The organism is Corynebacterium aquatimens (assembly GCF_030408395.1).
Lineage (GTDB): Bacteria > Actinomycetota > Actinomycetes > Mycobacteriales > Mycobacteriaceae > Corynebacterium > Corynebacterium aquatimens.
In genome coordinates this window covers 455,747-468,168 of the sequence record NZ_CP046980.1, presented here as the reverse complement: position 1 = coordinate 468,168, position 12,422 = coordinate 455,747, and the positions used below count along the sequence as shown (strand labels likewise).

Sequence of the window (12,422 nt, the reverse complement as noted above, 5' to 3'; positions counted from 1 at the left end):
CCGCTACACCGCGGAGTTCGGTGCGTCAGCGTGGCTGAAGTACTTCGGCAAAGTTGCCTGCCACGCGACACGCAGCTCATCGACCGCGACTGATTCGTCGCCGAATGTGATGGCAGCGCCGTTGTTGGTGCGGCCGATCACGGCAGCCGGGATGCCCAGCTCGCTAGCCCTGCGCAGGGCGGCATCGAGCCGGTCAGCGCTGAGTGCGACGAGCACGCGGGAGGCGGATTCGGAGAACAGCGCGGTGAACGCGTCCTCGTGGACCGCAGCCAAATCGAGTTCAGCGCCCTTGCCGGCATCCTTGATCATTTCGAAGACGGCTTGAGACAAACCGCCCTCGGAAAGATCGTGGGCGGCGGTAAGCCCCTCCGCACTGGTGAAGAAGTCCGCCAGGCGGGCTTCATTAACCAGGTCGACCTGCGGTGGAAGACCGTTCAAGCCGGCGCCGGAAATCTCCTGCCAGACGGATCCGCCAAACTCATCCTTGGTTTCGCCGAGCAGAACCAGCACGTCGGTCTCATCGTTGTTGACCACCCGGTGGCTGATCGCCGTGCGGACGTCATCAATGACACCGAGCACACCCACGACTGGTGTCGGCAGGATCGGAGTGTCCCCCGTCTGGTTGTAGAAGGACACGTTTCCGCCGGACACCGGAATGTTCAGTTCCACCGCGCCGTCCGCAAGACCATGGACGGCCTCACGGAATTGCCACATCACATCGGTGTTCTCTGGCGAACCGAAGTTAAGGCAGTTTGTCACGGCAACGGGGCGCGCACCAGTCACAGCCACGTTGCGGTAGGCCTCAGCCAGAGCGAGACGTGCGCCCATGTTCGGATCCAGATACGTGTAGCGGCCTGAGGCATCAGCGCTGACGGCGACACCGCGGTTCGTCTCTTCATCAATCCGCAGCACGCCCGAATCCGCATGCCGCGCTTGCACCGTGTTGCCGCGCACGTAGCGGTCGTATTGCTCCGTGATCCAATCGCGTGAGCACAGCGCGGGGCTGGCCACCATCTTCAGCCAGGTGCCCGCAAGATCAGCAGGCTTATCGACGCCCCCGAACTCCTGCACCGAGTCTTGCCACTCGGGCCGTGCCCATGGGCGTTCGTACACGGGGGCCTCATCCGCAATGGTCGACGGCGGCGCGTCCAGCACGACTTCACCGTTGTGCGTGATTACCAGGCGATCGCCTTCACCGGTGACCTCACCGATTTCCGCGCAGTTAACATCCCACTTCGCGCAGATCTCCTTGAACTTCTCTACGTTTTCCGGGGCGACAACGGCGCACATGCGCTCCTGCGATTCGGATGCGAGGATCTCAGCCGCAGTCATGTGCGACGCGCGCAGTGGCACAGCATCGAGGTTCACCCGCATACCGCCGTCACCAGCAGCAGCCAGCTCCGAGGTGGCACACGCAAGTCCAGCACCGCCGAGGTCCTGAATACCCACCACGCACCCGGACTGGTAGAGCTCCAGGCAGCATTCAATAAGGACCTTCTCCGCGAACGGGTCACCCACCTGAACGGCCGGGAGTTTGCGCTCCGCACCGTCTTCGAAAGTGTCAGACGCCAACACGGACACGCCACCAATGCCGTCCAGGCCGGTGCGCGAACCGAACAAGATCACCTTGTTGCCCTTACCGGATGCAAATGCCAGCTTCAGGTCCTCGACCTTCAACGTGCCCACGCACAAAGCGTTCACCAGTGGGTTGCCCGCGTAGGTGGAGTCAAAGACGGTCTCACCACCGATGTTGGGAAGGCCAAGGCAGTTGCCGTAGCCACCGACGCCAGCAACAACTCCCGGCAGGACGCGCTTCGTGTCATCCGCATCCACGGGGCCGAAACGCAGCTGATCCATGACCGCGATCGGGCGTGCACCCATCGCCATAATGTCGCGGACAATGCCGCCGACACCCGTCGCCGCACCTTGGTAGGGCTCGACGTAGCTCGGGTGGTTGTGCGACTCAACACGGAACGTCACCGCGTTGCCGTCCCCGATATCCACCACACCAGCGTTTTCACCGATGCCGGCGAGCAGCTTCGCACCCATCTCTTCCGTCATGGTTTCACCGAAGTAACGCAGGTGGACCTTGGAAGACTTGTACGAGCAGTGCTCCGACCACATAACCGAGTAAACGGTCAGCTCCGCATCGGTTGGGCGGCGGCCAAGAATCTCACGAATACGCGCGTATTCGTCATCTTTCAGCCCAAGCGCCGCGTACGGCTGTTCATGGTCTGGTGTTGCTTTCGCCGCATCCACGGTGTCGTTGTGTACCAACTTGTTTCCTTCATGAGGAGTGCTCATAAGATTTAGGCTCCAATCTTGGAAATCTCGGCGATAGCGGAGTGGATCAGTCCCAGCCCATCGGTCGACGGGCCGGTCAAAATATCCACGGCATGTTCTGGGTGCGGCATGACACCCACAACGCGACCATCCGCACTGGTGACACCAGCGATTGCGTTGATGGAACCGTTGAAGTTGTCGGTGTAGCGGAACACCACGCGCCCCTCCCCCTCGAGCTCTTCGATGGTCTCGTGCGTGGCCTGAAAACGTCCCTCACCGTGCTTGGCGGGGACCAGAATCTTCTGCCCCTGCTCAAACTGGCTCGTCCACGCGGTGGATGCATTGGCCACTTCCAAGTGGGTGTCCACGCAGTGGAAGTGCAGCCCCTCATTGCGGGTCAGCGCGCCTGGAAGCAACCCGGCTTCAGTCAAAATCTGGAAGCCATTGCAAATTCCCAACACCGGCATGCCGCGGCGCGCTGCATCAACCACCGCGCGCATCATCGGCGCCATCGCCGCGATCGCACCGGAACGCAGGTAATCACCGTAGGAGAATCCCCCTGGCACGATCACCGCGTCAACGCCCGCCAGATCGTCGTCAGCATGCCAGAGCTCCTTCGGCGTTGCCCCACCCAGACGCACCGCGCGCACCGCGTCCACGTCATCAAGCGTGCCGGGGAACGTAATCACCCCGATTGTCGCGCTCATCTGTTTTACGCCTCCTCTTTTTCATCGCGAACGATGAAAAAGTCCTCAATAACGGTGTTTGCCAGCAACGTCTCCGCCACGCGGTGGAGGTCTTCGTCCGTTACGGAATCATCAACCTCAATTTCAAACCGCTTGCCCTGACGGACATCTGCAACACCGCTGACGCCGATGCGCCCCAGCGCTCGCTGCACGGCCTGGCCCTGGGGGTCCAGAATTTCAGCTTTTGGCATGACATTGACAACCACTCGCGCCATGAGAAACCTTTCGAAGAGACTCGTTTAAATCGCCATTAACTATATCCGACAGGCGCAACACTCCCCGGTGAAGAAGAATTCCCCACAATTTCCCCGAACGAATTGAAATTCATTTTCATCAATGCTTTTATTAACGCATGGCTTTACGACGACTCCACCGCGCATTCACCCTCACCGCCGCCACCGCCTTGGCCAGCGCATCCCTAATCGCATGCAGCACTAACGGCACCGAGGGCGGCGCCAGCGGTTACAGCGGGAAGAACGCAGACCCGACCAACATCATTGCCACCACTGAGGTCTGGGCAGACGTCGCATCCGCCGTCACCGGCAACGAAGTACCCGCAATTATCAGGGGCGCCTCCATCGATCCCCACCACTTCGAGCCCGCCGCCGCCGACCTGGCCCGCATCAAGGAAGCAGGCACCGTAGTTGCGAACGGCGGCCACTACGACTCCAGCCTGTACACCGTTGCAGAGCAAGACCGGATCATCCACGCGGTCCCACTTGACCACCCGTTGGGTGGTCAAGAGAATAAGCCCGAAGGCCATGCTCACGACGAAAACCAGCATGAAGGTCAAGAGCACGAGCATGAGCATGGCGATAGCCATGCTCACGGCGAAGGCCATGCTCACGGGATCACGGAAATCCCCACCTCACTCGATGAGCTCGAGCACATTTGGCTCGCACCAGGGAAGGTGAAGGAGGTCGCAGATGCCGTCGCTAAGCGTGCTGGCGGTGACGCATCGACCGTCGATAAGCGAATGGATGCGATCACTGAGAAGCTGAACTCTTTCCCCCACGTCCACCTAGCGATGACGGAGCCGATTGCCGCGCCGCTGATCTGGGGCACGCAGCTGCACGACCTTACGCCGGAGAAATACCTTCTGGCCACGCTGAATGAGAATGAACCGTCGGCGTCGGACGTCGCGGAATTTTTGGCACTAATTGAAAGCGGCAATCTGGACTTCCTGGTGGTCAACCCGCAGTCGACCAATAACGCAACGGAACGCCTCGCGGATGCCGCGAAGAAAAAGAACATTCCTATCGTGGAAATCCGTGAAACCCCGCCGGAAGGCGTGAACTTCCTCGACTACTTCGAGCAGATCGTCAACGACATCGACGCGATCATCGCGAAGGCGAACCCGCGTCCGGACGCCGAACTGATGCGCTTCCAGTAAAACCCACTAAAGTTTTTGCCCGTGCTCCTCCGCTTTACCGATGCCGCCGTCGCGCCGCTGTGGACAGGCCTTGACCTGACCGTCGCGCGCGGCGAATTCGTTGTTGTTTTGGGCCCCAACGGCGTGGGCAAATCCACTCTGCTCCACACGATTGTGGGCACGCGCAGGCTCACCCACGGCCGCGTTGATGTTGGTGGTCGCGTGGGGTTCATTCCGCAACAGCAGATGTTTCCGGCCGATCTTCCAATTCGTGGCCGGGACCTTGTTTCGCTTGCCGCCCAGCATGGCGTGGTGCGGCGGAGTCCGCGCACGGGGGTCGTCGATAAGCTGCTTGAAAGCGTCGGGGCACAAGGCTTCGCGGACAAGCGCGTGGGCCTGCTCTCTGGGGGCCAGCAGCAGCTCATCCGGCAGGCGCAGGCTTTCGCGAATGACCCGCAGCTTGTGCTTGCCGACGAACCCCTCCTCTCCCTAGACCTCGCCCGTGAGCGGGATACCGTTGCGCGGCTTCGCTCGCTTGTCGACGACGGGTCCTCCGTCATCTGCGTCACCCACTCCATTAATCCTTTCTTGGGTGTGGTCAATCGAATCCTCTACATCGGGCCGAAGGGCCACGTAGTGGGGACTGTTGAAGAGGTCATGCGCTCGGACGTGCTGAGCGAGCTGTACGGCACACACGTTGACGTGCTGGAAGCGCACGGTCGAATGGTGGTGATGTGAATCGTGCTGGATGGCTCTTTCTGGGAAACGACGCAGTATCTACTGAGCGTTGATTTTGTGCAGGTCACTTTGGTGGCCAGTGCATTGCTGGGAATTTTGTCCGGCGTGATGGCCCCGCTGATCGTTCTGCGGCAGATGTCTTTTTCTGTTCATGCGACTTCCGAACTGGCACTGATGGGTGCGTCGGCTGCACTGCTGTTTGGGCTCAACGTTGGGCTGGGCGCGATCGCCGGGGCCATCGTTGCGGCACTGACGCTGGCCGCGTTAGGGTTCCGCGGGCAGCAAGACTCAGCCGTGGGTGTGGTGATGAGCTTCGGCATGGGCTTATCCGTACTGTTCATCCACTTATATCCCGGCAACGCCAACCGGGCATTGTCACTGCTGACTGGGCAAATCGTTGGCGTTTCTTCGTCGAACGTGTGGCTTCTTGCGGCTACCACCGTGGTGGTGGTCGCGGCGGTGGCGGTCCTGTGGCGACCCATGCTGTTTGCCTCCGCAGACCCGATCATGGCCGCCGCCAGCGGCGTCAACGTGCGCGCAATGGCGCTGGTATTCGCCGTTTTGGTGGGCATCGCCTCCGCGCAGTCCGTGCAAATCGTCGGCGCTCTTTTGGTCATGAGCCTGATGATCACGCCCGGCGCGGCCGCCGCCAGCATCACCGCGAACCCTGTACGGGCTGTGCTCTATTCCGTGGTTTTCGCTGAGGTTGCCGCAGTAGGCGGACTGATCCTTTCCCTAGCGCCCGGCGTTCCGGTCAGCGTCTTTGTGGCGTTCATTTCCTTCGGCATTTATCTTGTGTGCCGCGTCATCGGTAGCCTGCAGCGCCGCAGGATCTAAACACTAGCGCTGCCGATGACGCACAGTTCGGCGGGCAATCCCACCCCGGAGAGCTTTTAGAGATCCCTGTAGTGCGCGGGACTCAACCCTTCCGCGGCAGCTTGCAGCGCTGCCTCTATGAAATCTGTACGCACCTTTTTCGTGCCCAAATTGCGTCCCGAGACGGACAAACGCACCGTATTTCCTCTGCGGGCATTGCGCACCGCTGCGTTGATGATGTTCCGACGCCACCAGCCAGCGGCACCGAAACCCTCACCGACCGACAGGTTGCGGGAGTACATGATCTCGCCCGTGCGCAGGAAATGAATGCCCTTCGTCGATGCAGCGAGGCGAAAATCAAACTTATTAAGAGCGCTAAGCGTTCCTTCTGACATCCGCCACCGCGGCGGCGCGAACGTATCCAACTCAAACCCCAGCTTCTCCATCTGCCGGGTTGCCCCCTTGAGCCGAAGTTTCGCCTCGTGCTCCTCCAACGTTGCAAACTCAGCGCGGTTTCCCTGAACCGGCTGGTCAAAGCCATTAAGGATCAAACCCTTACCCGCAGCCATCTGTTCATGCAGCCAGTTGCGAGTTTTGGCGTCCTTGGCCAAGTGCCACTTCTTATCAATGTGAGGCGCCACAAGCAACGAAACAGGGATGTCCTCCCGGTCCAAGTCCGCCACCAGCTTCTGCACATCCTTGCGCGTGTCATCGAAGATCGACGACACGGAAACGAGCAGATAACCAGACATGAGATCCTATTATCCCACACCGCGCTGGCCTCCACCCGCTTTCAGCCCTTGCAAGTTGTTTCCCGCCCGCCCGATCCATTCCCCTCGCCCACCAGTCGAGCCGTTTCACCCGCCTGCTCCGTTTCCCTCCTGCCCGATCGAGCCGTTTCACCCACCCGCCTGTTTCACCCGCCTGCCCGATCGAGCCGTTTCACCCGACCGATCGAGCCGTTTAACCCGCCCGATCGAGCCGTTGAGTACACCGATCGATCCGTTGGAATTCTCAAAATCGCGACCTGGGGTTTTACGTGCAACGGATCGATCAAAAATCAAACGGATCGATCACTGCAACAAACGGCTGGATCACCGCACGCAAACGGATCGATCAAAAATCAAACGGCTCGATCACCCCACACAAACGGCTCGATCACCCTACGCAAACGGCTCGCCCAGACCACGAAAAACGCGAAAAGAGCTTCCACCGAATAAGCAACGCCCCGCTACCACTATTCCGCCAAGAAATCCACCGCAAAATGCACACTGAAGTGTGCCAAATTCGCGTGCGTACACCAAAGATCCAGGTCAAAATTAAAGACATGGACCGGCAGGGGGAAATCGAATTAATCAAGCGCGTGCACGGGCGGACAAAAGACTGCATTGTCACTGGCCCGGCGGCGGCTGTGCTTATGGATCTAGCGACTCACGAGTGGGTGAGACAGGTCGATCTCAAGCGCAGAAGCGGCACAAACGCTGGTAGTCGCAAGCAGAATAAGCACGGGGCAGTCTATAGAAGCGGGCGTTTCCGTGAGGACCGCGTTCAAACAAGTCACGGGATCCCGCACGTGGACGGAACTCAAATGCTCCTCGATACTTACCGGTACTATGGCCGCCTTGCAGCCTTGGTCACCTTAGAATCTGCGCGATTCAAGTGGCAGCAGTTGACTACGCAGTACCTGCTCGAGCAACTCGACGACGTCCCCAGCGCCAATGGAATCCGGGATTTCCGCAGGTTGATCCATTATTCCGTTGAGACCTCTCAAAGCCCTCTTGAAACCATCGTCAGAGACCAGATCATCCAGGCCGATATCCCGGAAGTGCACTCAATCGAAGCCCAAGTGAAGGTCACTTACATCGACGGGCAGGGCCGCGTTCGTACTGCGTGGATCGACTTCATGATTAATAACTTTCTCGGTCTCGAGGCCGACGGAGAGGAGAAAATCTCCGGCAAGTACGGCGACCCAACGCAAGTGCTTCTCGACGAAAGGTCACGCCAAATCGGCATCAACAACAAAGGAATTCCGATTATTCGCGTGACCTGGGATGACGCTATCCATGGCCGCGTCCCGCGAATCGTTCAAGAGGCTCTGATCGCCTATTCGTCTACGCCCCGGCGGACCCTCTGACCGCTCCAGCGCTTATCCCCTCTTCGTGCGCGATCGCTGTCAGCCGATCGAGCCGTAGAGCACGCCGATCGAGCCGTTGAAATTCGCAAAATCGCGACCTGGGGTTTTGCGGCCAACGGATCGATCGAAAATCAAACGGCTCGATCGCTACAACAAACGGCTCGATCACTGCTCCGTTGAAGAGGGGTGGGGACGCGTTGAAGTGGGGTGGGGACGCGGGTGGGAGCGGGTGAGAGCAGGTAAAAGCGGGCGAGAGCAGGTCAGAGCGAGTGAAGCGAGTCAGAGCAGGTAAGAGCAGGTGAGGCGGAAGGAGGAGCAGGGCCGGAGCGCTGGAGCAGTGTTACACAGCGCCGGCTTGGTCGAGGGTCCAGGCGTACTCGAACGCGGTCTGCTCCCACTTCTTGTAGCGTCCGGAGACACCGCCGTGCCCGGCAGCCATCTCGGTCTTGAGCAAGAACTGGCCGCCGGTGGCGGTGTCGCGGAGTTTCGCGATCCACTTCGCGGGTTCAACGTAGAGAACGCGGGTGTCATTGATGCTGGTGATGGCCAGAATGTTGGGGTAGTCCTTGGCCTCGATGTTCTCGTAGGGAGCGTAGGTGGCCATGTAGTCGTAGATCTCTGGGTCGTGGTAGGGGTCGCCCCATTCTTCCCACTCGCCGACGGTGAGTGGGAGCTCCGGCATCAGGATCGACGTCAGCGGATCCACAAACGGAACGATCGCCTGAATACCCGCGAACTTTTCCGGCGCCAGGTTTGCTACGGCACCCATGAGCATGCCGCCGGCGGATCCTCCCTCGGCGACGAGTTGGTCCGGGGTGGTCACGCCGGCGTCGAAAAGCGCATCAGCGCACGCGATGAAGTCGGTGAATGTGTTGCGTTTGTGCAGGCCCTTGCCGTTGTCGTACCACAGGCGCCCCATTTCGCCGCCGCCGCGCACGTGGGCACACACCCACACCATGCCGCGGTCCATCAGCGACAGCCGAGCGACAGAGAACCCGGGATCGGTCGAGGCTTCATAGGAGCCGTAGCCGTACAGCAACGTGGGTCGCGGCGAGGAAAGATCAAGATCAGCACGCTTAACGACGGACATGGGCACCCGCGTCCCATCTTCCGCGGTAGCCCACATGCGGGTGGCCACGTAATCCGCTGGATCGTATCCGCCGAGAACTTCTTGTTCTTTCAACAGGGTGAGTTCGCTCGTAGCGGGTGAAAAGTCAAACACCTGCGCGGGTTGGGTAAATGATGTGTAGACCACGCGCACGACCGGTGCGTCCCACTCGGGGTTGCCGCCGAAGCCGGCTGTGTAGAGCTCTTCATCAAATTCCAGTTCTTTGAGCTCCCCGAATGATCCGCCGGTGAGGTCCGCGAACGCTAAACGACCGATTCCGCCGCGCCGGTAGCCGACAACCATGAAGTCTTGGTAGCAGTCGGTTCCTTCGATGCGCCGCTCATCATCGTGGGCTACGTACTCACGCAGTTCACGCAAGGGCGGAAGGGCCTCTCTTGGGGCCGGGACTGGGCAGGTGCCAATCGCGAAGTTTGGCCCGAAGGCATTGTGTGTGACGACCCAGTGTTCTTGGCCGGGTGCTTCTTCTTGCTGTTCTTGGCCGGGTGCTTCTTCTTGCCGTTCTGGGCGTCGGCCCAGAACGGCAAGGTCGACGTTGTATTCCACCCCGGGTTCGCGCTCCCACAGGATTGTGAATTCAGCCTCGGGTTTGTCCATTGGGGTGACGCGGTACTCGGAGGTCAGTGAAGACGAAGAGAGGATGTATAGATAGCGTTCGGAACGGTCAGCGTTGATTCCAACTCCGAACTTTTCGTCGTCTTCCTGGTACACAAGCACATCCTGTGAGGCATCGGTGCCGATGCGGTGGCGCCAGATCTGGTGTGGTCGCCAGGCGTCGTCGACACGCGTGTAGAACACGTAGTCTTCCCCCGCCCAGGTGGCGCCGTAGAAGACGCCGGGGATTTCGTCGTCAAGCATTGTGCCCGTGGAAAGATCCTTGAAGTAGAGCGTGAATCGCTCATCGCCTTCGGTGTCGACGGAGTACGCCAGAAGGCGGCCGGAGGTGGAGACGGACGAGGCGCCGATGGAGAAGAACTCATGCCCGTCGGCGAGTTCGTTGACGTCAAGCAGGATTTGCTCATCGGGCAGGGGCGATCCGTCTTCCGGAACGACAGGCGGTGCCCACGGGTCGGATCCGGCGCCCACGGGAACGCGAGAGGAAATGGAGTAGTTTTTGCCTTCCTCCGTGCGGCTGTAGTACCACCAGTCGCCTTGACGCACAGGCACGGACATATCCGTCTCTTTCGTGCGGGCTTTGATTTCCCCGTAAATATCTGAGCGCACGCCGTCCAAGTGCGCTGTCGCCGCCGCCGTGTAGGCGTTTTCGGCCTCTAGATACGCGATCGTCTCTGGGTTTTCCTTGTCGCGCAGCCACTCATAGTCGTCGATGAAGTCTCTGCCGTGGAAGCTACGCGTCATGGGTTGCTTGCGGGCCTGCGGGAGTGCGGGAAAGTCTGCGGTCATGCCCATCGAGTCTAGGCCGCCTATCAAACAGACGAAGATGCCCGGTAGGACTAGACTTTTGTCCATGCGCCCTGAGTTATCAGATTACAAGCATCTTTCTGCAGGTAAAGTCCGCGAAATTTTTGAGATCGACGCCGACCACCTCCTCATGGTTGCCACCGATCGCATCTCCGCGTATGACTTCTCGCTGGAGCCCGCGATCCCAGACAAGGGCAAGATTCTAACGAAAACAAGCGAGTTCTTCTTCGACCTCATTGACTTCCCCAACCACCTCGCTGGCCCGCTTGACGACGAAAGGATTCCCGAAGAAGTCCTGGGCCGAGCATTCGTGGTGAAGCGCCTGGAGATGGTCCCGTTCGAGTGCGTTGCCCGTGGTTACCTCACCGGCTCCGGCCTGAAGGAGTACCATGCGACGGGCGAAGTCTGCGGCATCGAACTGCCCGAAGGTCTTGAGGAGGCATCGAAGCTGCCGGAGCCGATTTTCACCCCTGCGACCAAGGCGGAGCAGGGCAACCACGATGAAAACGTGTCCTACCAGCACGTCTGCCGCCACATGGGCAAGCAGATGGCCGATGATCTGCGCGAAGCGACGCTTAAGATTTACACCCAAGCCGCCGACTACGCGCTGAGCAAGGGAATCATCCTGGCCGATACGAAATTCGAGTTCGGCATCGATTCCAATGGCACGCTCACGCTTGCCGACGAGGTCTTGACCCCGGATTCCTCCCGCTACTGGCCCGCCGAATCCTATGAGCCGGGCAAGGTCCAGCCGAGCTTTGACAAGCAGTACGTGCGCAACTGGTTGACGCAGAAGTCCGGCTGGGACCAGTCCGATTCCACCCCTCCCCCGGAACTGCCCGGCTCCGTAGTCGAGGCCACCCGCCAGCGCTACATCGAAGCGTACGAGCGCCTCAGCGGCAAGCGTTTCTGCTAACCCGATCCTCTTGTGCAAATCCAAGTTTTGTAACAAAAACATCACAGTACGTGCGAAAACCCCATTAGCCGTCGCCCAAAGGGCGGCGGCACTATACGTTGAATTTATGACGTACATCACTAGAAACAAGATTCGCCCAGCAGTCGCTTCCGTTATCGCAGCATCCGCCCTAGTTTTGAGCGGTTGCGAGTTCTCCATCGGCGGCAACACCTCAGAAGAATCCGCCGAGGAAAAGACCGCGGAGAAGAAGGACGACTCCGACGCCGACAAGGATTCCGACTCCGACTCCGACAAGGACTCGGACAGTGACTCCGAAGGTGGCAAGCCCTCCGACTTCGCTGCGGCGAAGGAAGGCGACCGCTTTAAGCTTGGTGATACCGCAGACATCATCATCCCGACCATCAATGACGATGTGCCGGTTTACGCCGAGGCAACGGTAGAGAAGATGGACCCAATCACCGTGGAAGATGCCGAAAAGAATGCCGGTGGTGTCCTAGCGGACAAGGACAAGATCAAGTCCCTGACCTGCTTCGAGGTGTCCTACAAGATCGTGGATAGCGAGGCAACGGAGGGTACGTTGAGCGCACCGTCCCTGACCCCCGTGATGGGCAACGGCAACCGCGCGAACTCCATGATTTCTGACCAGGATGACATCTGCGGAATCCACAAAGCGGACCGCCTGCCACTGAGCGCTAAGGACATCGAGGTGGGCAAAACCTACAAGGCAGCCGCCGTCACCGTGGAAACCACCGACGCGTCCGGTCCCCAGATGGTGGCTACCGGCATGAAGATGCGCCTTGGCACCACCAACACCAAGCACCCGTCCGGCGAAATCTACTTCGACGGCGAGTAACGACGGGGCGAACGGC

At 59.8% G+C, this 12,422-nt stretch carries 11 protein-coding genes; 6 read left to right on the top strand and 5 right to left on the bottom strand.

Annotation, left to right across the window (positions count from 1 at the left end; all coding sequences use genetic code 11):
- Positions 1 to 3: 3 nt before the first annotated feature.
- Genes purL through purS form a run of 3 tightly spaced genes read right to left on the bottom strand, consistent with a single transcriptional unit; the run spans position 4 to position 3,244 of the window.
- Complete coding sequence (gene purL / locus CAQUA_RS02125) at positions 4 to 2,304, bottom strand: phosphoribosylformylglycinamidine synthase subunit PurL (protein WP_196824710.1); 2,301 nt, start codon at positions 2,302 to 2,304, stop codon at positions 4 to 6.
- Between the two features lie 5 nt (positions 2,305 to 2,309).
- Positions 2,310 to 2,990: a phosphoribosylformylglycinamidine synthase subunit PurQ gene (purQ, locus tag CAQUA_RS02120; protein WP_196824711.1), complete on the bottom strand. Its 681-nt coding sequence runs from the start codon at positions 2,988 to 2,990 to the stop codon at positions 2,310 to 2,312.
- Positions 2,991 to 2,995: 5 nt separating this feature from the next.
- Positions 2,996 to 3,244, bottom strand: a complete 249-nt coding sequence (gene purS / locus CAQUA_RS02115; protein WP_196824712.1) for a phosphoribosylformylglycinamidine synthase subunit PurS — start codon at positions 3,242 to 3,244, stop codon at positions 2,996 to 2,998.
- Positions 3,245 to 3,381: 137 nt separating this feature from the next.
- Here purS and CAQUA_RS02110 point away from each other — a divergent pair, with 137 nt between their 5' ends.
- From CAQUA_RS02110 to CAQUA_RS02100, 3 genes are read left to right on the top strand one after another with little or no spacing between them, the layout of a single operon-like run.
- A complete protein-coding gene (locus tag CAQUA_RS02110) occupies positions 3,382 to 4,422 on the top strand; it encodes a metal ABC transporter solute-binding protein, Zn/Mn family (RefSeq protein WP_196824713.1) in 1,041 nt (346 codons plus the stop codon).
- 21 nt (positions 4,423 to 4,443) lie between these two features.
- Positions 4,444 to 5,139: a metal ABC transporter ATP-binding protein gene (locus tag CAQUA_RS02105; RefSeq protein ID WP_196824714.1), complete on the top strand. Its 696-nt coding sequence runs from the start codon at positions 4,444 to 4,446 to the stop codon at positions 5,137 to 5,139.
- Between the two features lie 6 nt (positions 5,140 to 5,145).
- Positions 5,146 to 5,976, top strand: coding sequence for a metal ABC transporter permease (locus CAQUA_RS02100; protein ID WP_196825650.1), 831 nt, complete (start codon positions 5,146 to 5,148; stop codon positions 5,974 to 5,976).
- Between the two features lie 56 nt (positions 5,977 to 6,032).
- Here the strand turns inward: CAQUA_RS02100 and CAQUA_RS02095 are convergent, their stop codons facing one another.
- Complete coding sequence (locus CAQUA_RS02095) at positions 6,033 to 6,707, bottom strand: DUF2334 domain-containing protein (protein ID WP_196824715.1); 675 nt, start codon at positions 6,705 to 6,707, stop codon at positions 6,033 to 6,035.
- A gap of 287 nt (positions 6,708 to 6,994) precedes the next feature.
- Between CAQUA_RS02095 and CAQUA_RS02090 the strand changes: the two genes are divergently transcribed.
- Positions 6,995 to 8,089 carry a hypothetical protein gene (locus CAQUA_RS02090; RefSeq protein ID WP_196824716.1) on the top strand — a complete coding sequence of 365 codons (1,095 nt, stop codon included), beginning with the start codon at positions 6,995 to 6,997 and terminating at the stop codon, positions 8,087 to 8,089.
- A 340-nt stretch (positions 8,090 to 8,429) separates the two neighbouring features.
- Here the strand turns inward: CAQUA_RS02090 and CAQUA_RS02085 are convergent, their stop codons facing one another.
- Complete coding sequence (locus CAQUA_RS02085; RefSeq protein WP_196824717.1) at positions 8,430 to 10,619, bottom strand: S9 family peptidase; 2,190 nt, start codon at positions 10,617 to 10,619, stop codon at positions 8,430 to 8,432.
- Between the two features lie 64 nt (positions 10,620 to 10,683).
- On the opposite strand from CAQUA_RS02085, the gene CAQUA_RS02080 reads away from it, so the two are divergent.
- Together CAQUA_RS02080 and CAQUA_RS02075 are read left to right on the top strand one after the other, a co-directional pair.
- A complete protein-coding gene (locus tag CAQUA_RS02080; RefSeq protein WP_196824718.1) occupies positions 10,684 to 11,553 on the top strand; it encodes a phosphoribosylaminoimidazolesuccinocarboxamide synthase in 870 nt (289 codons plus the stop codon).
- A gap of 106 nt (positions 11,554 to 11,659) precedes the next feature.
- On the top strand, positions 11,660 to 12,406 hold the full coding sequence (locus tag CAQUA_RS02075) for a hypothetical protein (RefSeq protein WP_196824719.1): 747 nt from the start codon (positions 11,660 to 11,662) through the stop codon (positions 12,404 to 12,406).
- Positions 12,407 to 12,422: the final 16 nt, after the last annotated feature.

Bases quoted from the DNA above. Each gene is read 5' to 3' on its own strand.
- purL (WP_196824710.1), bottom strand. From the start codon at position 2,304: ATGAGCACTCCTCATGAAGGAAACAAGTTGGTACACAACGACACCGTG.
- purQ (WP_196824711.1), bottom strand. From the start codon at position 2,990: ATGAGCGCGACAATCGGGGTGATTACGTTCCCCGGCACGCTTGATGAC.
- purS (WP_196824712.1), bottom strand. From the start codon at position 3,244: ATGGCGCGAGTGGTTGTCAATGTCATGCCAAAAGCTGAAATTCTGGAC.
- CAQUA_RS02110 (WP_196824713.1), top strand. From the start codon at position 3,382: ATGGCTTTACGACGACTCCACCGCGCATTCACCCTCACCGCCGCCACC.
- CAQUA_RS02095 (WP_196824715.1), bottom strand. From the start codon at position 6,707: ATGTCTGGTTATCTGCTCGTTTCCGTGTCGTCGATCTTCGATGACACG.
- CAQUA_RS02085 (WP_196824717.1), bottom strand. From the start codon at position 10,619: ATGACCGCAGACTTTCCCGCACTCCCGCAGGCCCGCAAGCAACCCATG.
- CAQUA_RS02080 (WP_196824718.1), top strand. From the start codon at position 10,684: ATGCGCCCTGAGTTATCAGATTACAAGCATCTTTCTGCAGGTAAAGTC.
- CAQUA_RS02075 (WP_196824719.1), top strand. From the start codon at position 11,660: ATGACGTACATCACTAGAAACAAGATTCGCCCAGCAGTCGCTTCCGTT.